The sequence below is a fragment of the Chryseobacterium sp. UF-81 genome, assembly GCF_058245105.1.
Genome location: NZ_JBSIBX010000001.1, coordinates 492,011 through 516,209, shown reverse-complemented (window position 1 = coordinate 516,209; position 24,199 = coordinate 492,011). Strand labels below are relative to the sequence as shown.

Below are 24,199 nucleotides of genomic sequence, written 5' to 3'. Positions count from 1 at the left end.
TTTGTCAAAAAAAAGAATATGTCACAGAAAAAGTTAGCCACGCCATTCATCAATGAGAATATTTCTCTTTCCAGCAGAGTTGTCATGGCTCCTATGAACCGCAGAAGAGCCATTAAAGGCATACCGTCACCATCCATGATCACGTATTACCAGCAAAGAGCCGGTTCAGGATTATTAATATCAGACAATATTGCAGTTTCTTCCAATGGTGGAGCGTATATGAATACTCCGGGAATATATAATAAAGAACAAAAAGATGCCTGGAAAAAAGTAGTGGAAGGAGTACATGCAAAAGATGGAAAAATATTTGCCCAGCTGGTACAGTCAGGCCGTGTCGGACATCCGGCTATCCAAAATAACGAGCCATTGATAGCACCATCTGCCATCTCCGTGAATGAAACTATCCGTATCCCTGATAACAGCTATCAAAGCATGACGATACCCGTTGCCATCAGCACAGAAGAAATTCCGGTTTGGGTGCAGGCTTTCAAAGAGGCAGCTATCAGCGCAGTGGAAGCGGGATTTGACGGTGTTGAAATTCATGCAGCCCACGGCTTTCTGATCGACCAGTTCATCAATCCTCTGAGCAATACCCGAACGGATGAATACGGCGGAAGTATTGAAAACAGAACGAGGTTCCTTTTTGAAGTCATGCAGGAAGTTATTGCAGCAGTTGGTAAGAATAAAGTAGGTATAAGGCTTTCCCCTTTCCGCGAAATTTATGATCTGAAAACTTATCCTGAGGAACTGACCACCCATGAATATATACTTGACGAGCTCCAGAAACTGGATATTCTGTACATTCATTTTTCTAATGCAATAACCGATGGCAAACCTTCAATTCCAGTAAGTTTTCTACAAAATGCCAGACAACGTTTTAAAAATATCATCATGATTGCAGGTGGATTTACAGTAAAAACAGCCGAGGATATTCTGCAAAACGGCCTTGCCGATATGGTTGCTTTCGGTAAGCTGTATATTTCTAATCCTGACCTTGTGGAACGTATAAAAAGTGACCTTCCATTGGCAGATTGGGATGAGGAAACCTTTTATCATGGCGGAGACAAAGGTTATATTGATTATCCGGATTTCTCTTACAGCAAGTGTATCAATTATTAAAAAACAAATTTTCAATTACTTCTGCTATGGAAATAGCTTCTCTGGTTCATGTCATTGAAACAGAGAATATCTTCAAAATCCTCGTCTTTTCACGGGGATTTTTATCTTTCAGATGGAGTACGGGATTTAACTGCGTTTAACAATGTAGTAAGCTAGTTCACCATATGTTCTTTTCAGATTATCAATCCGATTAAAACCTGCTTTCTCCAATACTTTCTGTGAACCTATGTTATTCAGGTCTGTTACGGCTACAACTTCATTTGTCCGGGTATTTAAAAAGCAATATTTTACGAGTGCGCAGCTTACTTCAGTTGCTATGCCTTTTCCCCAATATTTTTTACTCAAAGTATATCCTATTTCCACCTGACCGGGTACGTCTGCAAAGATCCTGGCAAGACACATTCCAATAAAATCATTATTTTCAGAGTTGAATATTCCAAAACGGCCAAAGGGACCTTTAAGATAATCCTCCAGAGCTATTTCAAACATTTCTGTATACTGCTCAGGGGAACGGTATGGAAGATACTCTGTAACTTCTTCATCTTCAAAAAGATCACAAAACAGGTTCCGTTCTTCAGGTAAAAATTCACGGATCATAAAGTACTGATCCTGGTGTACAATACGCATATTAAAATTCTAATGATGAGAAAGTAAAGGTACAAATTAATGCTTCGTCAGCAAGAATATAGTATTTATAACTATTTATTCAGGCTCATGGCCTTAGTTTCAAAATATTCTGCCTTCGAAAAAAAATCTTTATCTTTCATAGCCTTTGAGACCAATTGAGTATCTTTGAGTAAACTGAGGAGCAAATATAACAGCCTTTTTTGAAAATTGTTTAATAGATCGAACCTTGAATATGAAAAACATGTTATTTTCAATTGTATTATGTTGCTCGATGGTAACAGCGGTTTTCTCCCAATCGAAAGCGTATATCCCTGTATCCAAAGAACTCTATGACAACATCATAAAAAAAGACAGCATTCTCTTTGCCGCGGCCAATTCCGGAAATATCAATAAACTGAAGACTTTCTTTACTGAAGATCTTGAGTTCTTTCATGATGTCGGTGGCCTGGCCGACTATAAGGAAACTGTTGACAATTTCAGCAGAGTAGCCAAAAATTACTCCTATACCCGGAGAGTTTTGATTCCCGGATCTGTCGAAGTATATCCTATTAAGGATTATGGTGCTGTACAAACCGGAATCCATCAATTCTGCCGCCTGGAAAACGGCTCTCTGACCAACTGTGGAACATTTAAGTTTGTTCATGTCTGGAAAAAAACTCCTGATGGATGGAAAATTTCAAGAGTGGTCAGCTACGGACACTAAATAAACTCAGAATAAATTTTAAAGTCCCTGTTAATTAATAGTTTACAGCACCAAAAAGCTCACTCAGCTAGTTTAACATTTCGGAATTGATGCAAATAACTTATAAACGTCTGCTAACAAATGATTTGCAAACCTTTCATCACATGCAATGGTATGCATAATATCAACAGCTTTCCCATTACGGATATTAAAAAAAAGTATTACTTTTGCTTGAGATAATAAAATTGTTTAAACACTTTTTATTAGTAATTTTAAGACACAAATTTATAAAACATAAAAATCCCTTCCACATGAGAAAAATAATTCTACTCATTACATGCATGTTCAGTATTTCAGTTTTCTCGCAGATCAAAGTGCTGAAAAATGAAAACTTGGTGGAAATTGGCAAAGATAATTCCGTAGGTTTATATAAAAAAGAGGATAAATTTACCATCAATTACCAGGATCTTAATACAAGTAACCTGAATACCATAAGGTCTTTTTCCTTTCACAACCTGGACAGCGATGTATCCGGTCTGTATAAACTGCTCATGGACGGCTTTATATCCTCCCCGGACGAAAACATCATCCTGGAACTTCCTAATGATATTATTGAACTTCATTACGAGAAAAATTACGGGCAGCCGACCGTACAGTTTATCCAATACATCAATAAAAACCGTAAGTATGTTGGAAAATCACAGTTTTTAACCAGAAAACAGGTGGATAAAATATTCGGAAGAACGAACGGAAAATCCGCTATGTATGAGAGACCTGCTACCATGCAGCAGATCAATGGTACAAAATCTTCGTCAAATCAGGCATCTACTGCGGCTCCAGCTTCAAACAGCGGCAATAAAAACAAGAAATCGAGAAAATAATTATACTATTTTTTAACATTACTGGACTCATTCATTCGGATGAGTTTTTTATTTTAAGATAAATCCGGGAGATAACGCTTTTATTTCTAATATTACGCAACCGTACATTACGAAATGAGTTTTTTATTTTTTACTTTTGCAGAAAGACATTACTTATTATGCCGCTTCAGATAATCAATTTAACCAAGAAATTTGGGGAACAGACCGCACTAGACAACATCAATATTTCTATTGATAAAAATGAGATCATTGGCCTTCTGGGTCCTAACGGAGCCGGAAAATCCACCCTGATGAAATCTATTGTCGGAGCATTGAAAATTGATCAGGGCAAAATTATCTTTAACGGAATGAATATTTCCGAACACGAGATCGAAAGCAAGAAAAAAATAGGCTTTCTTCCTGAAAACAATCCGCTATATCTGGAAATGTATGTCAAGGAATACCTTCAGTTTGTTGCCAATATCCATAAAATATCTGCAGCTAGAGTCGATGAGGTGATCGGGCTTGTGGGAATTACTCCGGAAAAGTCAAAAAAGATCGGGCAGCTGTCTAAAGGATATAAGCAGAGGGTTGGTCTTGCACAGGCTATCATCCATCAGCCTGATCTGTTGATTTTAGATGAACCTACCAATGGACTGGATCCTAACCAGATCATTGAGATAAGAAATGTAGTGAAAGAGATCGGGCAACAGAAAACAGTCCTCCTGTCTACTCATATTATGCAGGAAGTGGAGGCACTTTGCTCACGTGTTATTCTGATTCACAAGGGAACCATTCTTCAGGACTGCCCTATTGATGAATTTAAAGGCAGATTTAACAGTCTGGAAGAAGCTTTTGCAAGCTATACGGCTGTTTCTTAATTACTCATGGAAATCCACATCACTCACGGACAGGGCATTATTAAAGTTCTGTACGATGGTTTTGCCAGCTGCTTAATCATCCGGCGGCCTGTGGCCATTAACTGGCCGGATTCCAGAGGAAGTGTGGGTGAATACTATTCGGTATCAGAACTCTCTGATGAAGAAAAAATAACTTTGGCCGACAGTCTTAACTGTGCTCTTACGGATGGAACTGAAGCCGAAATCATGACTGGGATTAAGGATTTTCTCAAGCTTTTTGAAAGTGGCAGTTACCAGGTTAATCTGGGTGAAATTCCGTTTGACAATTCCAACTTTTATATGGCCAGACCTTTACCTGCCGACAAAGATATTCCTGACCGGAAGAGGTTTTCCGGCTGGTTCTACCCTTTCCAGGATTTCAATTATCTGTATACGCTGGAAAGTAAAAGCATAGATCCCAACAGAATAGAATATTATATGGATCTTATCAGAAAAGGAGGCCGCCCAAAACCCGTTGTATTTTACAGTCTTTACCATCTGGATCCGATGATGAGCTGTGCTTTTGTTTTGGACGGACACCATAAAATTGAAGCGTATACCCGTCTGAAAATGGATATCCCTGCAGTGTTTATTGTAAAAGATAATAATGACTACAGTCCTGCAGCAGAGATCATGCACGGAGCACACCATATGCTTCAGGATATTGAGTTTGAACATCTTTTTCAGAACAATGACGAAAATCTGCCCGACATTAATTTTATCAATGACGAAATACTGACCCATGCTCTGGATAAAATGCTGAAAGAATCGGAAAGAATTGACACCTCCATCATTGAAGTTTTGATCAGGCATCACAAGTCCGGTTCTGTGGAGGAAAGAAAGTGGCTGGACAGGCGGCTCGATTTTTTAAAAGAAAATATTCATCTTAGCTTTTTTAAAGAGGGCCTGAAAGTATATTCACCCCAATATTCTGAAAGACATAAGACCAATATATGGTTCCTGACAACGCTTAAAAACACAATAGAGCTGGATGCATGGATCAAAGAAGTCATCTTAGGATAAATATCCATGGCTTCATATTTGATGGGTCTATTAATCTAACCAATAACCCAAATTGTAATGATCAAAAGAATCTTATTAGGAGCTTTTTGTATGGCTCAGTTTTCTTTAGCTTATGCAGCCGAGAAGCCTTTAGCCTCCAGTTTTATTAGTATTTCCAGCAAGATGCTTCCTTCTCAGCAAGTCCCGAAAACCGTGATCATCAAAACGAAAAAATTTAAGATCAGGATTGATAAACAGCCCAATGGAAAATATCTTTACCAGTCGTGGGCTGCTAACGCCAGAATTACGTCAAAGCCAAGCATGATCATCAGTGACGGTGAGCTGATCCCTGACGGTTCAGGAGGAAATTACTATTTCAGCTTTGTGAATAAAGGACACACATACCAGGTATGGAGAAATTATCTCACCGATTCAGCGACCAAAGCCCCTTACACACTCACTGTGAATGACGAAAATGACCAGGAAATTGTACGTCAGGACGGGTTTGTAGTGAAGCAATAAAATAGTATTATAAAGCTTAACGATATGCCTTACTAACCTGCAGATTACACCCATCCAATTCCACGAATAGTGTAATCTGTGGGATTTTTATTATAAATTCAATTTGTTGTATAAATAATCTTATGAACCAGACTGTTTCAGCTCTGTATGAAAACTGCTTGTTTCATAGCTTTCTTCGGCGGCTTTATATCCTATGTTGAAAATTTCTTCCAGACGGTCTTTTTTGCGTTCAAAAGTTCCGTAAGAGGAAAGCTTTTGGGAAGAAATAAACCAGTCACAATAATCGAATTTTCCTTTTTCGACTCTATAGGACAGAAGATCATAGGAACGGGAAACAATGGCTTTGATGGATTTCAGGTCTTTAATATCAATATCATGCGGTGGTGATACGAAAACACCGATCAGTTTATCACATTCATCTCTGATGATATCTGCAGGAAAATTGTTCAGTACTCCGCCATCGCAGTACATTTCCTCACCAATGATATAGGGTGTTGTAACCCCTGGAATGGAACAAGAGGCAATAATGGCATCTACCACTCTGAAGTTTTCATCAAAAATTTTCTGGGTTCCGGATACCAGTTCTGTGGCTACAATTTTCACTTCTTTTTTCAGATCTCCTAATTTCATATCGTGAAAAATAGGCTTAAGATAATTACTGAAAATCACGGAAGAAACCAGCCCAGGCTGGTTGAAGGTAAAATGTTTCCAGTTGAAGAAATAAATAGAATTAAAGAATTCCAGGATCTCATCCGGCGTTTTTCCTACTGCATGCAAACATCCCACAATAGATCCTGCACTGCAGCATGCCAGCACATCGATGTCTATATTTTTTTCGTTCAAGAATTTTAAAACTCCTGCATGGGCGATCCCTTTGGTACCGCCTCCTGATAAAACCAGCCCTGTTCTCTCAAAATTCATAGAATAAAATTAAGAAAAGAGGATGAGAAAATAAGATTAAATTTCATAAATATTGTATTTAGAAGTATTCTGGCAGTATGATTCCGTTAAAGCTGATGAAAATTTTCTAAAAACTGTCCCCGATATTTATCATAGAAAGATTATCCTGAAAAATGCAGGTTTATCTCATTAATTGTATAGCCTTATTAAGGTTTTTGGGAATAGGCAGGATACTTTCCGGCAATAATATTATCATTAGGACTTACCTGAATTTACAAAAAAACCACAGACATCATCCGTGGTTTCATTTATTTACAAAAGTTTCTGTATTATTTTTTATCGTATCGTTCAAGAATCGTTACTAAATCTTTATCTTCAACCATTCCATCTATCAATAATGAAATATCGGGATATGTCCCGAATATTTCTTTCAGTTGCGCTTTTACTCCGGGTGCCCAGAAATATATTTCATTAATATTTTTATTCTTACGCATGATCAGATAATCTGTATTCTTTGTTTCGTAGGTATAGATAGAACCTGTATAGTCGCTTTTTCTGTACCATTGTGTCTTATTCCCGCTGTACATCACCTGAAGCAATCCGGAAGCTGCTGGAAGAACAGATTTTGAATTAACAAAGGTTCTTTTCACTTTTTTAAGGTCTCTTATTTCCAGGTATTTAATATCATTTTCATTCACCTTCATCTTTTTACCTGAGGGATTCAAAACTGTGATCTGCTGGATATAAGTTGCCGGAGAAAACTCGTCATTATCATACAATCCAATATTCAGAATTTTTGTTTTTATGGTGTCTTTAGAACTTTTCAGGACATATTTGGCCGGAAAGTATGTTTCTTTCTGAGAAAATAGAAAATTAAAACAAAGGAAAAGAAGGAGTAAATGTATCTTTTTCATAATTGCAGCTATCATAAAAAAAGCCCAGAACAAATCTGAGCTTTAAATATAGTTATTAATATTTTAGTTATTAATATACTTTTCAAAAATCGCTGAAAAGTCTTTCTGATTGTATTTTTCAAAGCTGTTTTTGACCAGTTGAAAATATTGCCAAAAGAACTTTGCTTAGATGTGGATTACTTCACCGTAAGCTGCTGCTGCCGCTTCCATAATCGCTTCAGAAACTGTTGGGTGCGGGTGGATAGATTTAATGATCTCATGACCTGTTGTTTCCAGTTTTCTGGCAACTACTGCTTCTGCAACCATATCTGTAACCCCTTCTCCGATCATGTGACATCCTAACCACTCACCGTATTTGGCGTCAAAAATAACTTTGATAAAACCGTCTGTATTTCCGTTAGCAGTAGCTTTACCACTTGCAGAAAGAGGGAATTTTCCTACTTTGATCTCGTATCCTTTTTCTTTAGCCTGCTTTTCTGTAAGACCTACAGAGGCTACTTCTGGGTGACAGTATGTACATCCCGGAATATTGCCGTAGTCGATCTTCTCAACATGCATTCCTTTGATTTTTTCAACACAAGTGATTCCTTCTGCGGAAGCAACGTGTGCCAATGCCTGTGTAGGAATGATATCACCGATCGCATAGTAACCCGGAACGGAAGTTTCGTACCATTCGTTCACTAAAACTCTTCCTTTATCAGTCTGGATTCCTACTTCTTCCAATCCGATATTTTCGATATTGGCAGCGATACCCACAGCAGAAAGCAAGATGTCAGCTTCAAGGGTGATGTTTCCGTTAGCTGTTTTTACAGTAGCTTTAACGCCTTCTCCGCTTGTGTCAACGCTTTCAACTGATGCATTGGTCATGATCTCGATTCCTGTCTTTTTAAGAGATTTTTCCAAGTGCTTAGAAATTTCCTCATCTTCTACAGGAACAATATTTGGCATAAATTCTACAACCGTTACTTTGGTACCCATTGTATTATAGAAGTCGGCAAATTCTACCCCGATAGCACCAGAACCTACAACAATCATAGATTTCGGCTGCTCAGGAAGAGATAATGCCTGTCTGTATCCGATTACTTTTTTACCATCCTGAGGAAGGTTAGGAAGTTCTCTTGAACGTGCTCCTGTTGCGATAATAATGTTTTCTGCTGCATATTCAGTTACTTTACCATCTTTATCTGTAACAGACACTTTTTTACCTTTCTGAACTTTAGCTGTACCAAGAATCACGTCGATCTTGTTCTTCTTCATAAGGAATTCGATTCCTTTGCTCATTTTGCTGGCTACGCCACGGCTTCTCTGGATCACATTTGGGAATTCAAAGCTGGCTTCCACTTTATTCAGACCATAGTCTTCAGCATGGTTGATATAATGAAAAACCTGAGCAGACTTCAGTAAAGCTTTCGTAGGAATACATCCCCAGTTCAGGCAGATTCCCCCTAAGTTTTCTTTCTCGATAATTGCAGTTTTGAAACCCAATTGTGCTGCTCTGATCGCTGTAACATAACCGCCAGGACCGCTTCCGATGACAATGATATCGTAGTTCATTATTTTAAAAATTTTATGCGAATTTAAGGAAAAATATTGGATGTTCTATGTCCTGTCATTCATATTTCACTGAATGCTACGTTCATTTGGCGGACCGTTGACTGGCTTTATATTTCCTGGTTATTTTTTTCTTTTCAATCTTTTACTTTCAGGAAAATTATATAAAGCCGAAATAAGCACAGAAAAAAATAAAGAAAGCCGTTCTCAGCTGGTGAAAACGGCTTTTTATCTGTTTTAATATATAATTTTAAAAAGATCCGGGATTACAGTTTTTTAAGTAATCTTTTCTCGGTCCGGTATCTTTCATTTAAAGCTTTCATCTGATCTCTTTTCATCTTTTTTGTCGCAAGCGGATGATTCATAATCAGTTTCTTTTCTGTATTGTATTTTTTGTCCAGCTCACGCGATTTACTGCTGATTAGCTCACTTTTGGATGGATGTGGAGGAGCCGGTGGACGTTTCTGGGCATTCACATTCATTGATAAGCCTAGTAACAATAGTGTTGATATAAAAAAATTTCTCATGACATTTACTTTTTTTAAATGATTAATTATCAATTGATTCACTTAGGTTTAAGTAAATATTACATATATCGTACCATAATTTTTATCTTGTTTAAGTTAGCTTGTTACAAGTCGAATAAAGCAATCCTTCACCTTTTACTTCTTTCAACTGCTTAAAAAAGTTATACAATATATTTCTTTGTATTCACTTCAATTTCAGAACCTTCCGCAAGCATTACTGAAACAGGAATCTGCTCGTTCAGGAACTCAAATTCTTTTCCATAAAGGGCACTGAATTCTATATCCAGCTGATAATCTTTGATCTGATAATGATCCCATTTTGGGTGGCAGACTTCATATTCTGAGGTTTTATTTTTTCTTTTGGTGAAACCGAAATAATGCTCTGTAATAAATTCAAATTCCGAATCATTTTCCATTAGAATTGCATTACAGTCGGCTGTGATCCGGAGAGAATGCCAGCTTTTGTCTTTCCAGGAATATTGGACTGTCAGTTCGTCATCATTTATCTGGATATCATTGTTCATTGGCATCGTTTTGTAGTTCTCTTTATAAAATGCATTAGCTACAAAACTTAGCGCGTATTTGGGAACAATCTCTTTGATAAAAACTACCCCTCTTTTCCAAGCATTCTTTTCCTTCTTTTTAACGTAAAATCTCAGGTTTACTTCTTCGAAATTCCGGTAAAAAGGAATTGAAAGACCCAATAATCTGGTATTTAAGAACATAAATCCAACCAAGCTCACATAGCATTTTCCATGATAAAAATCGAGTTCCGTACCTTCAGGAAGATATTTTTCCAAAATTTCAGGATCTATTTCGTAATTGATGATGGCCAGCTTCTGCCATTCTGCTTTTAGGAAGTTCATTTTTTTGTTATTTTTATTTTGGGTCCGGGTTTCGAGATACGAACTGCAGTTAAAAATATGGGATATAGTATATTTCAGATTAATTAACTGTTTCTGCCGTTGTTTTAATTAACTCATTCCGTTCCAGCAAGAAGTTTTTCATGTAATTTTTAAGGAAAATATGATTAAAGAATTAAAAAGTCTGTTTTTTGTTCAGCTCCGGTAGTTCCTTATCTATTCTTGCAGCAAGTTCCTTTAGTTTAATCGTTGGGACTGCAGGAAAAAGGTGGTGTTCCATATGATAAAACATACTGAAAGTAATTTTATTTTTCCAGGATCCGCGCTGTGTTCTTGCAATATTAGGGGCTTCATGGGTATCGTGATGAACAGTCCATACTGCAAAGAATGCCATTGAAAATTCTCCGAAAAGCATGATCAATACATGATAGATCAGAAAATTAATCTGAAAATAGAACACTATAAAAGCAAAAACAGCTATTGAAACAAGTTCTGCCATCATATTTCTTTTATACTTTTTATTGGCTTTTTTAAAGGTGATCCAGTGGATCATGAACATATGCTTCGGGCCATACAGGATTGCTTCATACCATTTCATAGAGGCAGATTTGCCTTCGTAATCCTCCTCTGAAAGACAGAATTTATGATGCCTGATATGGTTAAATTTTACCGCATGAATAGATGTCATCATCAAAATACTGTTCAGATACAGGGAGAGCCATGTTAGAAATTTTCCTGTCCCCAAAGCATTGTGGAAACCATTATGCACCTGTCTGAGTGCCGTCAGAAAATAGAATGCAGAAAAAGGAAGAGCCAGTCAGGAATATTCATAATAAGCCAGGAATATCGAAATAAAAAACCATGGCAGACTGATATTGTTTTCAATGAGCATTTCTTTAACGGAGAGAGTTCTGAGGTCTTTCCATTCTACTTTTTTAATAAGTTCAAGATGGTCCATGTTTTCAATTTTAAAGGGTAAGCCAAATAATAAGTGCCAAAGCTGTTATTCTGAACAGGATCCATGAGATGGTAGGAAGATCGTTCAATTTTAGGAGTCTGCATCGTCTTATGTGTTCCAGAAACATCATTAATACAACAATTCCGAAATAAATGATATAAAAAGAAGGGGAGAAATTGGTCAGTAAAGCAGGAATTAAAAGCAGAGTTCCAATCAGAGAAACTGTCATCATATTTCCGAGATAATCCCAGATTTTATCTTTTAAATAAATTCTCAGAAATACAGTCTGCCAGATCATTTGTCCGATGCAAATGCTCAATTCTCCTGTAAAATTATGATTCAGGTTAAATCCCAGCTTTACTGAAAATATACTTAAAATATATGCTGAAAAGATCATCACAAAAGCAATGTATAGTATTCTGTATTTCAAATTAAAATCAGGAATACAGGCTTGGTCGGTATGATCTGTTGCTGACGGAATGATCTGCTTCCGGTTATAGGAAACCAATGAATACAGTTTTTTGAAAAACCAGTACAAAGGTTTTGTCCTGGCAATTTTTTCCAGCAGTGGGAAGGAATTTCCAATGATCAGAAGAAGGCTGTCTAATCCATACACCGCTTCATTTTTACCGTGATCTATCAATGCAATCTCGTTTTTTGCACGATTGAAATCTATGATAGACTTATGGGCGGCAGATATTTCTGTAAAGGCTTCTCTCCCATTCTCATCAAGCATTCCAATTTTTGTAAAACCTTTAGAATAAATATTACACATGGGACATTCATTGTCGTAGATCAGGGTGTGGTTTTTTAAGGTTTTCATAGCAATTATTTATAAGATTTGTAAAGTCTAAAATTGTCATAGATATAGATTACGGCCATAACCGGACTGTAAAATAAAGCACCCATTAAGATCAGTAAAAGCAATTCAGCAATTTCCGGGTGCATCTTAAGTCCGAAAACAAGCAACAAGGAGACCCAGACCGGCAGAATTAAAATCCCATAAATGGTGTATAAAACAGATTTTTTTTCCGGTTGAAAGGCTCTGATCAAAAAGCTAACGAACTGCGGAATACCTACCACAAAATAAAATGCTCCACCAAATATTCCTGTACTTTCGATTATAATTCCGGCAGCCAAAATTACTAATTGAATATAAAAGTCATATTTTGCAAATGTTTTCATGATTATTCATTTTAAAAGGTTAGGAAATCGCCCCTGGTTCTTTTATTGTTGGATCTGAAAGTAATATACATCCAGATCTTAAAGATGAGTGTTTTCATTCTGTCGGTATTTTTATTAAATATCTTATAAATATTATATTTTCAGTAATTTTTGAAAATTAAATTCAAATAAAAAAGGATTCACTCCTCTTCTATTTTAACAGGTTGGTGATTTTGCCTACCAGCCAGTGATCATCACTTTTGATTGCTAGATCCATAATATTGTTGATCTTCCCAGTCACGGAGCTGAAATCATTCATAAGCTTTATAAATTCTTTTGCTTCCTGAGAATTGTTATCTTCTATATTTTTCAGCTCTTCCAGGAAAGAAATTACCGGTTCTATTTCTCTCTTCCTTCTTTCTTTCGTGATTTGCTTAAACAGGTACCAAACATCCTTTTCTGCCACGAAATATTCTTTCCGCTCTCCTTTTACAAATTCTTTTTTTACAATGCCCCAGTCTATCAGAGCGCGGAGATTCATATTGGCATTTCCTCTTGAAATTTCCAGCTGCTCCATTACCTCATCGGTGGATAAAGGTTTCCCATTGGCCAGAAGCAGTGCATGAACCTGCGCCATCGTACGGTTGATTCCCCAGTTGGTGGCAAAGGTCCCCCAAGTCTGAATGTACTTTTCTTTTGCTTCCGAAAGTTTCATTTTTAACTATTTTAATTCTGTAACAAATGTAATTATATTTTTCGAATTTTCAATAATTATTGAAAGATAAATTTAAAATAAAACAGACATTTTTAGTAATAATGTCTGTTTTAAATCTACTTTTGAATGGTTTTGTACGTTTCTACCAATCTTACAAATTCGGATCTGTACCCTTCTTCATCATTGCTTTTACCTTCTCTGGCAAGCATTTCAATATCGTTAAGGTCTTTTTTGCCTATTAATTTTGAATCTCTCAAGACCAGCCCAAACCAGGCTAAAGATGATGCAAATTTAAAATCAGGACTAGCAGATGTAGCCGGTTCATCAGAGTTTTTTATAATCTGAATAATCTCAACACTTTTATCTTCATCCGGTTTTTTATACCGGAATTTAACTGTTGCCAGTTCACCATTGAAATTTCCTGAAAGGGAAGTTTTGTTATATTTCAATTTATTTTCCTCAGGCAGAAACTCAGATTTCACACCGGCAGGAATTACTTCATATAAAGCTGTTACCGTATGCCCGCTTCCCAGTTCTCCGGCATCAATTTTATCATTGGTAAAATCTTCATTTCTCAGTTTCCTGTTTTCATATCCAATGAGACGGTAGGAGCTCACATATTTAGGATTAAACTCAATCTGGATTTTTACATCTTTTGCAATCGCATACATGCTACCGGCAAATTCCCTTCCCAGGAATTTATTGGCCTCCTGCATATTATCAATATAAGCATAATTACCATTTCCTTTATCCGCCAAAGTTTCCAGCATATTATCTTTATAATTACCCATTCCGAAGCCCAGACAGGTCAGAAAAATTCCGGATTTCCTTTTTTCTTCAATCAAGGTCTTCATATCTGAAGTGGAAGAAGCACCGACATTAAAATCTCCATCCGTAGCTATAATTACCCGGTTGTTGCCATTTTTAATAAAATTTTCCTGAGCCAGCTTATAGGCGAGCTCAATTCCTGCACCGCCTGCCGTACTTCCTCCTGCCTGAAGATTGTCCAGTGCAAGAGCTATTTTTTCTTTCTCTCTGGCAGAAGTCGGTGGCAGTACCATACCTGCACTTCCGGCATACACTACAATCCCAACCTTATCTTCAGGTCTGAGCTGATCCAGCAGTACTTTGAAAGAAGATTTCAGAAGAGGAAGCTTATTCGGCTCATTCATAGATCCCGAAACATCGATCAGGAATACAAGATTGGATGCAGGCACTTTGTTCATCGCAACATTTTTTCCCTGAAGACCTATTTTTAAAAGTTTATGCGCAGGATTCCAGGGTGCATTGCTGTATTCTGTATTAATGGAAAACGGATCGTTATTTTTCGGCTGAGGATAGGTGTATTTAAAATAATTAATCATTTCTTCGATCCTTACCGCGTTTTTATCTACGGTTTGTCCATTATTGATCATTCTTCTGATGTTGGAATAGGCCGCATTATCCACATCAATAGAAAAAGTTGACAGCGGCTGATTCCTGGTGAGCTCAAATGGGTTTTCTTCAAATGCATCATAGTCTTCATTATCGGAAACAGTATTCTGCTTGTATTGGCTGATTGTTTTCTGTATTTCCTCCATCCTTCTTTTCTCCTTACCGGAAAGCCTTTTGGTCTTTATTACAATAACTCCGTTCGCTCCCCTGCTTCCGTATAATGCTGTTGCACCAGCTCCTTTTACAACTTCTACACTTTCAATTTTTTTTGGATTCAACGCATTGAAATAATCACGCTGTACTATTTCACCGTTAACCACAAATAAAGGTTCATTTGTCCCTGTAAGACTTGCAGCACCTCTTATATTTATTTGATTATTATTTGAATAGATATTATTAACTGTACTGAGTTTCTCTGCAATTTTATCATTTCTTCTCCGCTTAGTCCCGTAAGCCTGAATCTGGACTCCCTCTACTCTTCCCTGAAGTGCCTGGGAAACAGTATTTGATGCAATATAATTAGACTGTACGCTAACAGCACTTGAGGTATAGGCCTGTACTTTTTTAGGCGCAAATCCTGTTACAACAACTTCTTCAATATTCTGCGTCTGTAAAGTATCTCCCTGCTTACCTCCTTTTACCTGGGCAACAGTTACATTACCGGCTTCTTTCTTTTTGATATAATATTCATCTGTTGAGTAAGCATTTTTTCGTGACGCATACCTCTCCTCATTCTTATTAACGGCTAAGGTTTTATTCTTGCTGTTCGGATCTTCATTTTTTGCTAAAGAAAGGGGTTTCTGTGGTGATTTTGAAATTTCGATTTCCTTTTCAATATTCGATTTAACTGTGCTGTCTACTGTATAAATGTTCCTTTTTTCAGGATGTGTTTCAGTCCTGTTTTCTACAATTAAAGGAGCTGAATTTTCAACAGTTCCATTTTTGCTGATAAAATAAAATGCTCCCAGACCGAGAATTAAGCTGGCTGCAACTCCATAAGGAAGCCAAACCGGTAATATTCTCTTTTTCTCCTCTTTTGTATCTAATTTTTCTTCAACCTTCGCCCAAACTCTATCAAAACCCTGAAAAACAGACGGCTCTTCTGAAAGCTTAGAAGCATCATTGAATCTTTTATCTATGTCGTGATTATTTTCCATTTTCCTAAAGTTTAAATGTTCTGATTGACTAAAAGCTCCTGTAGTTTTTTCCTTGCAAAATTGAGCTGGGATTTGGATGTCCCTTCGCTTATCGACAGCATGGAAGCAATTTCTTTATGCGGATATCCTTCAATGGCAAACAGATTGAATATGGCTCTGCAGCCTTCGGGAAGAAAATTCAGCAGGCTCAGAATATCTTTTTCAAATGAAATGCTTTCCGATAAGGTTCCGGATGTTTCTGCAAAACCATCATCCATAGAGATAAACTGTGTCTTGGTAGCCCTCAGTTTCTGAAGGCATTCATTGACTGCAATTTTTTTAGCCCATCCCTCAAAAGTATCCAGATTCTGAAGCTGAGTGATTTTGGTGAATACTTTGTAAAAAGTATCGGCCAATACTTCTTCAATATCTTCATCGTTTTTCAGATAGCGTCTACAGACTGAGTACAGCCTGCCCGCCATTTTCTCGTAGACTTTCCGCTGTGCACTGCGGCTGTTACGCTGGCATTCTATTAGTAATTCTTTTTCCATAGTCAGGCTTTATACTGTAATAGATGCATAAACGGTTGGATGGGTTGGAAACATTTAAATCTTTTTTTTGATAAAAAGCAAAATACTTAATTAACTGATAACAAATACATTTATTTACTTCGGAATTTTTTTCAGTTTTATCTGGCTTTTTTGACTTCCAAATTTAACTTTTCCCTTTGTAACAAATCTTTAATATGAACGACTATTCATATAAATAATCTTTTTATAGTAATGAAAAATACCAAAATTGCCTCATTACTTTTTGTTTTGTCTGCAGGAAGTATGATGTTTGCCCAAGATGACTTGATCAACAAATTAAAGAACAATCAATCTCAAAATGCTAATTTTCAGTTCACAGCGTTAAAAGACGTAGGAGCTACTTCAGTAAAGAACCAGGGTTCATCAGGAACCTGCTGGAGCTACTCAGGAAATTCTTTCCTTGAATCCGAAATGCAGAGAATGGGTAAAAAACCTGTAGATCTTGCTGAAATTTTCACAGCAAGAAATTCTTATCATGATAAAGCTAAATTATATGTTCTCAACAGCGGCGCTATCAGCTGGGGAGATGGCGGTGAGCTGCATGATGTGGTAAATATGTACAAAAAATACGGTGCCGTACCTCAGGATGTTTATACAGGACTGAAATCCGGGCAGACCCTTAATAACTTTAAGGAGATGCAGGGGAAACTGAAACCTGTTTTAGACAGTCTTGTTCAGGCAGGATCAAAAGCACAGCTTACGGATAACTGGATGGATTCTGTAGATGCAATTCTGGATGAATATCTAGGAAAAGTTCCGGCTAACTTTACGTATGAAGGAAAAAATTACACTCCCAAAACATTCGCTAAGGAAGTTGTAGGAATCAACCCTGAAGATTATATCGAGATCTCTTCTTACAAAGATTATCCGTATTACCAGAAATTTGTAGTTCCGATTCCGGATAACTGGAGCCATGATTCTGACTGGAATCTTCCGATGAAAGATCTTACAGCTATTATTGACAATGCAGTGAACAAAGGATATTCTGTAGGATGGGCAACGGACGTTTCCGAACCTTATTTCTCTTACAAAAACGGGGTAGCTTATGTGCCGGACATGGATCTTAATCAGATCACTGCTGAAAACAAGCAAACATTGTTCACTGAGCCTAAAAAAGATAAAACCATTACGGAAGACATGCGTCAGAAAGCTCTTAATAACCTTTCTACAACGGATGACCACGGTATGCACATCGTAGGACTGGCAAAAGACCAGACTGGTAAAGAGTATTATATGGTAAAAAACTCCTGGGGTGTAACCAATGATTTCGAGGGTTATCTGTATGTAACAAGACCGTATGTAGAATATAAATCAACGGCCATCTTAGTTCATAAGAATGCAGTTCCAAAAAGTATTCGTAAGCAACTGAAGCCTACCAAAAACATTGGCTTATAAGAAATAATCACTGTTGCCGTCATTACGGTAATTTTAGATATTTAAATCTGTTAAAACCGCGCTCCAGAAATTCTGGAGCGCGGTTATTTTTTTAATATATGCAACATCTATTTAAATAATATTTCCCTAATCAGTGAAAATATTATATTTTTATTATCCAATAAATCATTACGATATGAAAAATCTAAAAAAATTAACTAAACCTGATCTAAAGAAAATCAATGGTGGAAATGCACCTGATTGCCCGGCAGGAACAACAGCATGCTATATTCCCCCGAAAAATGGTTTTCCAGCCCACTGGAAATGTATTTCAGATACTATGGAATGCCCGGATTAACAACAATCAAAACCCGCTTTCAGAAATTCTGAAAGCGGGTTTCTTTAAATAAATAGGTGAAAAATTATAATATAAAAATAAAGAAAAATATAATTTGTGAATGGTGAATAGTGAATTCGCTTCGCTGTCAATTTTTTATTTTCGCTGAGTTAATTCTATTCACTTGCGAAGCAAAATTGACCATTCACAATTGCCTTCTTAATACAGTTTCGCCATGCTTTCTGCTGAAAAGTCAAGAAGCTCGTCTGTATTGCCGTTTTTTATTTTTTGAACCCACTGAGGATCCTGTAAAAGTGCACGTCCTACAGCAACAAGGTCAAATTCTTCATTGTCCAGTCTTCTGATCAATTCGGTCAGGTCGGTTTTTTCAGTTCCCTGTCCTGCGAAAGCACCCATGACATCTCCTTTCAAACCTACGGAACCTACCGTAATCGTCGGCTGACCTGTGATTTTCTTTGCCCAACCTGCAAAATTTAAATCTGAACCATCAAATTCCGGCTCCCAGAAGCGGCGTTGCGAGCAATGGAAAATGTCTACGCCGGCTTCTTTTAATGGCAATAACCATTCTTCCATTTCTTCCGGATTAGCAGCTAACCTGCTGCTGTAGTCCTGCTGCTTCCATTGTGAAAGACGAAGAATAATAGTGAAATCCTCTCCTACTGCAGCTCTGATAGCTTTAATGACATCTACTGCGAAACGGTTTCTTTCTTTGATTGTTTTTCCCCCATATTCATCTGTTCTCGTATTGGTCACCTCCCAAAAGAACTGATCGATAAGGTAGCCGTGTGCTCCATGAACCTCAACGACATCAAAACCTAAGTCTTTTGCAGATTTTGCAGAGGCAGCAAACTGTGCAATGGTATCCTGAATATCCTCCAGAGTCATTGTTGAAGCTTTTTCCATAGGTGCCAGCGGATAATCTTCGGACATTCTGGTATCTCCTACATGCCAGATCTGCGGTCCCATTTTGCCGCCATTCTGATGAACGGCATCGATCACATTTTTCCAGCCCGCCAATGCTTCATTTCCATAAAAATCAGGGATATTCTGCATGTTTTTTGAGGATGGCCTGTTGATCACAGTTCCTTCAGAAAGAATCAATCCTACTTCTGAAGCTGCCCTTCTTGAATAGTAGTCTGCAATATTTTGGGTAGGAACTCCATTATCAGACTGTGCTCTGGTCATAGGAGCCATAACGAGCCTGTTTTTAAGTTCCAGATTTTTGTAAACAAATGGTTTAAATAATGATTCTGTGCTCATTTTTTAATTGGTATTTTATAATTGTTACACAAAGTAACTAATAATAGTTTGTTTTTGTATCTTTCATTGGAAAAATAGTGGTAACTTCGCAGTAACTTACATTAGTAACTTAAAAGTAACATATGGTAAAGAATGAACTGATGAAATACAGCTGTCCTCTGGGCAAGGCAATGTCTGCGCTGGGAAGCAAGTGGAAGCCAATTATTGTTTTGGTGATTAAAGACCGTAAATTACGTTTCGGAGAATTAGCTGTACGGATTAATGTCATCTCCAGAAAAGTTCTAACAGACCAGTTGAGAGAAATGGAAAGCGACGGACTGGTTATTCGTGAAGAGTTTAAAGAGCTGCCCCCGAGAGTTGAATATTCTCTGACAGAAAAAGGACTGGCATTGCTGCCGATTTTATATTTACTGGAAGAATGGGAAGCGAAATTTACTACTGAAGATTTTAATTCTGAAAAAAACTGCAGCTTATTGGATAAGGAAAACCGAAAGGAAGTCAGAGCCTAAATTGCAATATAACAAAGAGAAACCGCTTCCAGAAATTCTGAAAACGGCTTAATTTTATTTAAAAATCCCAATTAAAATATCGCAGGATATTTCTGAGGGTCTGTTTCATTGAACATAGCATAGATTCTTTCCACCATATCATCTGAAGATGGCTTGCTGAAGTAATCTCCGTCACTTGCATAAGCAGGTCGGTGATCATTAGCTGCAATCGTCAACGGATCTGAATCTAAATATCTGAATGCTTTCTGCTTTTCAAGGATCTGCTGAAGAATAAATGCTGATGTACCGCCTTCCACATCTTCGTCGATCACAACCAATCTGTTGGTTCTTTTCACACTTTCAGCAATTTCATTTGTTAAATCAAAAGGAATTAATGACTGAACATCGATAACTTCTGCAGAGATTCCCAGTTTTTCCAATTGTTCTGCCGCATCCATTACAACTCTCCAGGTAGAACCGTAAGTTACCAGGGTAACATCTTTTCCTTCTTTGGTTACTTCAATTTTTCCTACAGGAACAGTGAATTCACCTAAGTTATCTGGCTGCTTTTCTTTTAATCTGTATCCGTTCAGACATTCAACAATAACCGCCGGATCATCACTTTGAAGCATTGTATTGTAGAATCCTGCAGCTTTCGTCAGGTTTCTCGGCACCAGGACCAGGATTCCTTTAGAAAGGTTAAGGATTCCAGCCATTGGAGAGCCTGAATGCCACACACCTTCCAGCCTGTGTCCTCTTGTTCTGATAATTACAGGAGCTTTCTGACCGCCTTTTGTTCTGTATTGTACAGTCGCCAGGTCATCACTCATTCCCTGTAAGCAGTAAAGGATATAATCTAAATACTGGATCTCAGCGATAGGTCTCAGACCTCTCATCGCCATACCGATACCCTGGCCAAGAATGGTCGCTTCACGGATTCCTGTATCTGCTACACGTACTTCACCATATTTTTCCTGCATTCCTTCTAATCCCTGGTTCACATCACCGATATTTCCGGCATCTTCACCAAATACCAAGGTTTCAGGATATTTTTCGAAAATTTTATCAAAATTATTTCTTACCACCACTCTTCCGTCTACTTCTTCAGAAGTTTCTGAAAAAACAGGTTTCACCTCCTTCACATTTTCAGCTTTCCACTGAGACTGTGAATATAAGTGGGAAGAATAGTTATCTTTTTCTACTTCAAAAACTTCATGGTACTTCTGCATCAATTGGGTCCTTTCCGCAGAAGTTGTTCCTCTAGTCGCCAGTAAAGCTTTTCTCGTCAGATGGAAAATATCTTTTTTAGCTTTGGAAACCAATTTATTGAACTGAGCAATATATCCTTCGATTTCAGCATTCTGACCTTTAAGGTTTTCAACTAACGGAAGAACAGACTGAGCTAAATCCGTAATGGTCTTCTGATAGTTCTCCCAGGCATTCTTCTGGCCTGCTTTTACTATTTTTTTAGCTTCTTCATCTATTGCATCCAATTCTTCTGCTGAAGCAATAATCTCTTCTTTTCCTTCAATTTCTATTGAATAATTCAGGATCCATTCTTTGAATTTCACCATACCGTCAAAATCTGCTTCCCAGGAAAGACGTTCTTCATTTTTATATCTTTCATGAGATCCTGAGGTTGAGTGTCCCTGAGGCTGTGTAACCTCAATAACATGCACTACGACCGGAATACTTTCTGTTCTGGCAAAATGTTCGGCTCTGGCATAAGCATCCAATAAGGAAGGATAATCCCATGCTTTTACCTGAATGATCTCGCAGCCCTGGTTTTCCCCTTCTTTTCTCTGGAAGCCGCTCAACATTTCAGCAATGTCCGCTTTTGCTCTCTGGTTTCTGGTTGGAACTGAAATTCCGTATCCGTCATCCCAGATAGAAACAATCATGGGCACCTGAAGCGCACAGGCTGCATTCAACGTTTCCCAGAAATGCCCTTCTGCTGTAGAAGCATCTCCAATTGTTCCGAAAGCAACTTCATTACCTCCTTTTGAAAACTTCTCAGAACCGTCGAATTTTACACTTTTATACACTTTGGAAGCCTGAGCCAGTCCTAATAATCTAGGCATCTGTCCTGCTGTAGGGGAAATATCCGAAGAAATATTTTTCTGCGCCGTAAGATCTTTCCAGCTACCATCTTCATTTAAACTTCTTGTGGCAAAGTGCCCGTTCATCTGTCTTCCAGCTGATGCAGGCTCTCTTTCAACGCTTGTATCTGCGTACAACTGTGCGAAAAAACTTTCAACTGTTAAAGCATCTACTGCTAATGCAAAAGTCTGATCCCTGTAATATCCTGAACGGAAGTCGCCATTTCTGAAAACTTTCGCCATTGCCAGCTGAGGAAGTTCCTTACCATCCCCAAAAATTCCGAATTTAGCTTTTCCTGTAAGCACTTCTCTTCTTCCAAGATAAGACATCTCACGTGATATCTTCCCTAACCTGTAATCTTCAAGTATCTGGTTTTTAAAGTCCTGGAAAGAAATTTGCTGTGTTTCAATATAGGTTGTCTGCATAGCTAGATATAAAAGTTTTTATTCTTCAAGTATGCCGCTAATATACAATTTTTAAATTAATTTTAATTTTCAATAATCTTTTTTAAAAATTTGATAATAAACGAATTGTGTTTTATATTGTAAAAAAATTGTAAATGATGGAAAAAAAGTCAACCCACATTCTGAATGCGTCCAGCAACCTTTTAGGTTTTTCGCTGATTATCATCACCTCGCTCAAAATCACTAAAATCAGTGGGAATACACATCTGGATGAGTTTGCCGGTATAGCATGCCTGTTATTTTCATGCAGCTGCTTTTTTTCGTTTATGGCTATCAGAACCAAAAACGAAAAGCGAGAAAATAAATATGAGACCATTGCGGATTATCTATTTTTAATCGCTTTATTTTGTATTGTTTTAGCAGTTCTTATTGTGACCGTAAAAATAATTGATTAAATCTATCATCTAAACATTTTGTTTTTCAAAATTTTATTTCTTTTGGGTATATAATTCACTGATTTGTTCTTACAGATAAAATGAGTAACGGGACTTTCGTATTTAAATCAAATGCAGGGGGCATGATTTATATATTTCTCAATTTTAAGACAGAAAAAACATCAATTACTAATCATTATTTAGGGATAGGAACAGCCACTCCTAACCGGCTATCAAATTCGTTTTACCTCTGCCGGTTTAAGGCTGTAAGGTTTAAAAATGAACATTTTCTTTCATTCACTGCATTTCTGCCAACATTAAATCTTCCTGCTCGCTGCATATTATTTAATTTATTAGAAATATTTTGCATATTCTGTAAAATTTAACTCCTAAAAAAGCTAAAATTTATCATATTGTTAATTATTTTCCCTTTAACGGTATAAAATTTGATAGTAAGATGAGATGTTAGATAATTTAACATACACAAGAAAAAAATTAAATCGATGCAAAAAAGAATTATTTCGCTTCTTGGCGTTTTTTTAACGTCGGGTATTATCTATGCACAAATAGGCATAAACACAAACAATCCCCAAGCCAGTTTTCATGTTGACGCTGCAAAAGACAATCCGCTGTCAGGTGTGCCTTCTGCCACACAACAGACTAATGATTTTGTTGTAACCAATGTTGGAAATGTTGGGATTGGGACCACAAATCCAACAGACAAGCTAGATATAGCTTCAGGAAATGCACGAATCCGCAACATCAATTCTAATATTGGGGTCGGAGGTACAGACAGAGTTGTTGTTGCTGATGCAAACGGAGTTTTGAAAACTATCAATTTTAATTCATATTCTTTATTCCATGCCCGCCTTACAGCTAATCAAAGTTTGACGACTGCTACCATTACTACTTTAGTATTCTCTACACCGCTGGCCACTTCTCCTTATTACAGCTATAGCAACACAACTGGTGTTTTAACATTTAATCAGGCAGGGAATTATCTGGTGACCTTACAGGCAAGTTTCACAAATATGCCGGCCGGGACACAATTGCTGCTAGGGATAAGACCTGTTCCGGATGCGGATTATTTAGGAAGAGGGAGCCATTATAACGCTGTTGCTAACTCTGGAAGTGTTGGAGAATTAATGAATTACACTACATTACTGATTATACCGACAGCCGGTTATCAGGTTCGTTTTACGGCAGCTCCCAATCAAAATGCCACTGTTTTAGCGACTGAAACGGGAAGTACCGGAAGCGGTAACGTAACGAATGTTACCATCCAGAAAATATAAAATTTAATTAGAGAAAAACAGCC

General features: G+C 37.4%; 27 protein-coding genes. 11 read left to right on the top strand and 16 right to left on the bottom strand.

Features of this window, described 5'->3' with window-relative positions:
- The first annotated feature begins 18 nt into the window (after positions 1-18).
- Positions 19-1,119 carry an alkene reductase gene (locus AC4IFE_RS02460; RefSeq protein ID WP_490754593.1) on the top strand — a complete coding sequence of 367 codons (1,101 nt, stop codon included), beginning with the start codon at positions 19-21 and terminating at the stop codon, positions 1,117-1,119.
- 126 nt (positions 1,120-1,245) lie between these two features.
- On the opposite strand, the gene AC4IFE_RS02455 is transcribed toward AC4IFE_RS02460, so the two are convergent.
- On the bottom strand, positions 1,246-1,746 hold the full coding sequence (locus AC4IFE_RS02455) for a GNAT family N-acetyltransferase (RefSeq protein WP_490754591.1): 501 nt from the start codon (positions 1,744-1,746) through the stop codon (positions 1,246-1,248).
- Positions 1,747-1,987: 241 nt separating this feature from the next.
- On the opposite strand from AC4IFE_RS02455, the gene AC4IFE_RS02450 reads away from it, so the two are divergent.
- From AC4IFE_RS02450 to AC4IFE_RS02430, 5 genes are all read left to right on the top strand, one after another.
- On the top strand, positions 1,988-2,449 hold the full coding sequence (locus tag AC4IFE_RS02450) for a nuclear transport factor 2 family protein (RefSeq protein ID WP_490754589.1): 462 nt from the start codon (positions 1,988-1,990) through the stop codon (positions 2,447-2,449).
- A 290-nt stretch (positions 2,450-2,739) separates the two neighbouring features.
- Entirely contained in the window at positions 2,740-3,309 is a 570-nt protein-coding gene (locus AC4IFE_RS02445; RefSeq protein WP_490754587.1) for a hypothetical protein, read from the top strand.
- 158 nt (positions 3,310-3,467) lie between these two features.
- On the top strand, positions 3,468-4,169 hold the full coding sequence (locus AC4IFE_RS02440; RefSeq protein WP_490754585.1) for an ABC transporter ATP-binding protein: 702 nt from the start codon (positions 3,468-3,470) through the stop codon (positions 4,167-4,169).
- A gap of 6 nt (positions 4,170-4,175) precedes the next feature.
- A complete protein-coding gene (locus tag AC4IFE_RS02435) occupies positions 4,176-5,210 on the top strand; it encodes a hypothetical protein (RefSeq protein WP_490754583.1) in 1,035 nt (344 codons plus the stop codon).
- A 57-nt stretch (positions 5,211-5,267) separates the two neighbouring features.
- Positions 5,268-5,711 carry a hypothetical protein gene (locus AC4IFE_RS02430; protein WP_490754581.1) on the top strand — a complete coding sequence of 148 codons (444 nt, stop codon included), beginning with the start codon at positions 5,268-5,270 and terminating at the stop codon, positions 5,709-5,711.
- A gap of 120 nt (positions 5,712-5,831) precedes the next feature.
- Here AC4IFE_RS02430 and AC4IFE_RS02425 read toward each other — a convergent pair whose 3' ends face one another.
- The 13 genes from AC4IFE_RS02425 to AC4IFE_RS02365 form a co-directional block, all read right to left on the bottom strand.
- The gene (locus AC4IFE_RS02425; protein ID WP_490754579.1) at positions 5,832-6,632 is read right to left on the bottom strand and encodes a patatin-like phospholipase family protein; all 801 of its coding nucleotides are present in this window, start codon (positions 6,630-6,632) and stop codon (positions 5,832-5,834) included.
- A 308-nt stretch (positions 6,633-6,940) separates the two neighbouring features.
- Positions 6,941-7,525 carry a hypothetical protein gene (locus AC4IFE_RS02420; protein ID WP_490754578.1) on the bottom strand — a complete coding sequence of 195 codons (585 nt, stop codon included), beginning with the start codon at positions 7,523-7,525 and terminating at the stop codon, positions 6,941-6,943.
- 63 nt (positions 7,526-7,588) lie between these two features.
- The gene (locus AC4IFE_RS02415) at positions 7,589-7,663 is read right to left on the bottom strand and encodes a YvbH-like oligomerization domain-containing protein (protein WP_490754797.1); all 75 of its coding nucleotides are present in this window, start codon (positions 7,661-7,663) and stop codon (positions 7,589-7,591) included.
- Between the two features lie 27 nt (positions 7,664-7,690).
- Positions 7,691-9,079, bottom strand: coding sequence for a dihydrolipoyl dehydrogenase (lpdA, locus tag AC4IFE_RS02410; protein WP_426048680.1), 1,389 nt, complete (start codon positions 9,077-9,079; stop codon positions 7,691-7,693).
- 263 nt (positions 9,080-9,342) lie between these two features.
- On the bottom strand, positions 9,343-9,603 hold the full coding sequence (locus AC4IFE_RS02405; protein ID WP_490754576.1) for a hypothetical protein: 261 nt from the start codon (positions 9,601-9,603) through the stop codon (positions 9,343-9,345).
- Between the two features lie 161 nt (positions 9,604-9,764).
- Positions 9,765-10,469, bottom strand: a complete 705-nt coding sequence (locus tag AC4IFE_RS02400) for a YqjF family protein (protein WP_490754575.1) — start codon at positions 10,467-10,469, stop codon at positions 9,765-9,767.
- A 172-nt stretch (positions 10,470-10,641) separates the two neighbouring features.
- Positions 10,642-11,235, bottom strand: coding sequence for a fatty acid desaturase (locus AC4IFE_RS02395; protein ID WP_490754573.1), 594 nt, complete (start codon positions 11,233-11,235; stop codon positions 10,642-10,644).
- A 48-nt stretch (positions 11,236-11,283) separates the two neighbouring features.
- Positions 11,284-11,424: a hypothetical protein gene (locus AC4IFE_RS02390; protein ID WP_490754571.1), complete on the bottom strand. Its 141-nt coding sequence runs from the start codon at positions 11,422-11,424 to the stop codon at positions 11,284-11,286.
- A 10-nt stretch (positions 11,425-11,434) separates the two neighbouring features.
- A complete protein-coding gene (locus AC4IFE_RS02385; protein ID WP_490754569.1) occupies positions 11,435-12,247 on the bottom strand; it encodes a DCC1-like thiol-disulfide oxidoreductase family protein in 813 nt (270 codons plus the stop codon).
- A 5-nt stretch (positions 12,248-12,252) separates the two neighbouring features.
- Positions 12,253-12,609 carry a hypothetical protein gene (locus tag AC4IFE_RS02380; RefSeq protein ID WP_490754567.1) on the bottom strand — a complete coding sequence of 119 codons (357 nt, stop codon included), beginning with the start codon at positions 12,607-12,609 and terminating at the stop codon, positions 12,253-12,255.
- Positions 12,610-12,799: 190 nt separating this feature from the next.
- The gene (locus AC4IFE_RS02375) at positions 12,800-13,303 is read right to left on the bottom strand and encodes a GbsR/MarR family transcriptional regulator (protein WP_490754565.1); all 504 of its coding nucleotides are present in this window, start codon (positions 13,301-13,303) and stop codon (positions 12,800-12,802) included.
- Positions 13,304-13,419: 116 nt separating this feature from the next.
- Positions 13,420-15,894 carry a vWA domain-containing protein gene (locus AC4IFE_RS02370; RefSeq protein ID WP_490754563.1) on the bottom strand — a complete coding sequence of 825 codons (2,475 nt, stop codon included), beginning with the start codon at positions 15,892-15,894 and terminating at the stop codon, positions 13,420-13,422.
- An 11-nt stretch (positions 15,895-15,905) separates the two neighbouring features.
- A complete protein-coding gene (locus AC4IFE_RS02365; protein WP_490754561.1) occupies positions 15,906-16,424 on the bottom strand; it encodes an RNA polymerase sigma factor in 519 nt (172 codons plus the stop codon).
- Between the two features lie 231 nt (positions 16,425-16,655).
- Between AC4IFE_RS02365 and AC4IFE_RS02360 the strand changes: the two genes are divergently transcribed.
- A complete protein-coding gene (locus tag AC4IFE_RS02360) occupies positions 16,656-17,858 on the top strand; it encodes a C1 family peptidase (protein ID WP_490754560.1) in 1,203 nt (400 codons plus the stop codon).
- Positions 17,859-18,033: 175 nt separating this feature from the next.
- On the top strand, positions 18,034-18,195 hold the full coding sequence (locus tag AC4IFE_RS02355; RefSeq protein ID WP_490754558.1) for a bacteriocin-like protein: 162 nt from the start codon (positions 18,034-18,036) through the stop codon (positions 18,193-18,195).
- Between the two features lie 198 nt (positions 18,196-18,393).
- On the opposite strand, the gene AC4IFE_RS02350 is transcribed toward AC4IFE_RS02355, so the two are convergent.
- Positions 18,394-19,455, bottom strand: a complete 1,062-nt coding sequence (locus tag AC4IFE_RS02350) for an NADH:flavin oxidoreductase (protein ID WP_490754556.1) — start codon at positions 19,453-19,455, stop codon at positions 18,394-18,396.
- A gap of 122 nt (positions 19,456-19,577) precedes the next feature.
- Here AC4IFE_RS02350 and AC4IFE_RS02345 point away from each other — a divergent pair, with 122 nt between their 5' ends.
- The gene (locus AC4IFE_RS02345) at positions 19,578-19,964 is read left to right on the top strand and encodes a winged helix-turn-helix transcriptional regulator (RefSeq protein WP_490754554.1); all 387 of its coding nucleotides are present in this window, start codon (positions 19,578-19,580) and stop codon (positions 19,962-19,964) included.
- A 71-nt stretch (positions 19,965-20,035) separates the two neighbouring features.
- Here AC4IFE_RS02345 and AC4IFE_RS02340 read toward each other — a convergent pair whose 3' ends face one another.
- Positions 20,036-22,468 carry an alpha-ketoacid dehydrogenase subunit alpha/beta gene (locus AC4IFE_RS02340; RefSeq protein ID WP_490754552.1) on the bottom strand — a complete coding sequence of 811 codons (2,433 nt, stop codon included), beginning with the start codon at positions 22,466-22,468 and terminating at the stop codon, positions 20,036-20,038.
- A gap of 134 nt (positions 22,469-22,602) precedes the next feature.
- Here AC4IFE_RS02340 and AC4IFE_RS02335 point away from each other — a divergent pair, with 134 nt between their 5' ends.
- Positions 22,603-22,902 carry a hypothetical protein gene (locus AC4IFE_RS02335; RefSeq protein ID WP_490754551.1) on the top strand — a complete coding sequence of 100 codons (300 nt, stop codon included), beginning with the start codon at positions 22,603-22,605 and terminating at the stop codon, positions 22,900-22,902.
- A gap of 482 nt (positions 22,903-23,384) precedes the next feature.
- Positions 23,385-24,176 carry a hypothetical protein gene (locus tag AC4IFE_RS02330; protein WP_490754550.1) on the top strand — a complete coding sequence of 264 codons (792 nt, stop codon included), beginning with the start codon at positions 23,385-23,387 and terminating at the stop codon, positions 24,174-24,176.
- Positions 24,177-24,199 lie beyond the last annotated feature (23 nt).

What these genes read in the sequence shown, in the direction of transcription:
- AC4IFE_RS02425 (WP_490754579.1), bottom strand. Translation starts at nt 6,632, where the DNA reads ATGAATTTTGAGAGAACAGGGCTGGTTTTATCAGGAGGCGGTACCAAA.
- AC4IFE_RS02420 (WP_490754578.1), bottom strand. Translation starts at nt 7,525, where the DNA reads ATGAAAAAGATACATTTACTCCTTCTTTTCCTTTGTTTTAATTTTCTA.
- AC4IFE_RS02405 (WP_490754576.1), bottom strand. Translation starts at nt 9,603, where the DNA reads ATGAGAAATTTTTTTATATCAACACTATTGTTACTAGGCTTATCAATG.
- AC4IFE_RS02385 (WP_490754569.1), bottom strand. Translation starts at nt 12,247, where the DNA reads ATGAAAACCTTAAAAAACCACACCCTGATCTACGACAATGAATGTCCC.
- AC4IFE_RS02400 (WP_490754575.1), bottom strand. Translation starts at nt 10,469, where the DNA reads ATGAACTTCCTAAAAGCAGAATGGCAGAAGCTGGCCATCATCAATTAC.
- AC4IFE_RS02435 (WP_490754583.1), top strand. Translation starts at nt 4,176, where the DNA reads ATGGAAATCCACATCACTCACGGACAGGGCATTATTAAAGTTCTGTAC.
- AC4IFE_RS02350 (WP_490754556.1), bottom strand. Translation starts at nt 19,455, where the DNA reads ATGAGCACAGAATCATTATTTAAACCATTTGTTTACAAAAATCTGGAA.
- AC4IFE_RS02360 (WP_490754560.1), top strand. Translation starts at nt 16,656, where the DNA reads ATGAAAAATACCAAAATTGCCTCATTACTTTTTGTTTTGTCTGCAGGA.
- AC4IFE_RS02330 (WP_490754550.1), top strand. Translation starts at nt 23,385, where the DNA reads ATGCAAAAAAGAATTATTTCGCTTCTTGGCGTTTTTTTAACGTCGGGT.
- AC4IFE_RS02365 (WP_490754561.1), bottom strand. Translation starts at nt 16,424, where the DNA reads ATGGAAAAAGAATTACTAATAGAATGCCAGCGTAACAGCCGCAGTGCA.
- AC4IFE_RS02430 (WP_490754581.1), top strand. Translation starts at nt 5,268, where the DNA reads ATGATCAAAAGAATCTTATTAGGAGCTTTTTGTATGGCTCAGTTTTCT.
- AC4IFE_RS02340 (WP_490754552.1), bottom strand. Translation starts at nt 22,468, where the DNA reads ATGCAGACAACCTATATTGAAACACAGCAAATTTCTTTCCAGGACTTT.
- AC4IFE_RS02455 (WP_490754591.1), bottom strand. Translation starts at nt 1,746, where the DNA reads ATGCGTATTGTACACCAGGATCAGTACTTTATGATCCGTGAATTTTTA.
- AC4IFE_RS02380 (WP_490754567.1), bottom strand. Translation starts at nt 12,609, where the DNA reads ATGAAAACATTTGCAAAATATGACTTTTATATTCAATTAGTAATTTTG.
- AC4IFE_RS02445 (WP_490754587.1), top strand. Translation starts at nt 2,740, where the DNA reads ATGAGAAAAATAATTCTACTCATTACATGCATGTTCAGTATTTCAGTT.
- AC4IFE_RS02370 (WP_490754563.1), bottom strand. Translation starts at nt 15,894, where the DNA reads ATGGAAAATAATCACGACATAGATAAAAGATTCAATGATGCTTCTAAG.
- lpdA (WP_426048680.1), bottom strand. Translation starts at nt 9,079, where the DNA reads ATGAACTACGATATCATTGTCATCGGAAGCGGTCCTGGCGGTTATGTT.
- AC4IFE_RS02460 (WP_490754593.1), top strand. Translation starts at nt 19, where the DNA reads ATGTCACAGAAAAAGTTAGCCACGCCATTCATCAATGAGAATATTTCT.
- AC4IFE_RS02375 (WP_490754565.1), bottom strand. Translation starts at nt 13,303, where the DNA reads ATGAAACTTTCGGAAGCAAAAGAAAAGTACATTCAGACTTGGGGGACC.
- AC4IFE_RS02390 (WP_490754571.1), bottom strand. Translation starts at nt 11,424, where the DNA reads ATGGACCATCTTGAACTTATTAAAAAAGTAGAATGGAAAGACCTCAGA.
- AC4IFE_RS02450 (WP_490754589.1), top strand. Translation starts at nt 1,988, where the DNA reads ATGTTATTTTCAATTGTATTATGTTGCTCGATGGTAACAGCGGTTTTC.
- AC4IFE_RS02355 (WP_490754558.1), top strand. Translation starts at nt 18,034, where the DNA reads ATGAAAAATCTAAAAAAATTAACTAAACCTGATCTAAAGAAAATCAAT.
- AC4IFE_RS02345 (WP_490754554.1), top strand. Translation starts at nt 19,578, where the DNA reads ATGGTAAAGAATGAACTGATGAAATACAGCTGTCCTCTGGGCAAGGCA.
- AC4IFE_RS02440 (WP_490754585.1), top strand. Translation starts at nt 3,468, where the DNA reads ATGCCGCTTCAGATAATCAATTTAACCAAGAAATTTGGGGAACAGACC.
- AC4IFE_RS02335 (WP_490754551.1), top strand. Translation starts at nt 22,603, where the DNA reads ATGATGGAAAAAAAGTCAACCCACATTCTGAATGCGTCCAGCAACCTT.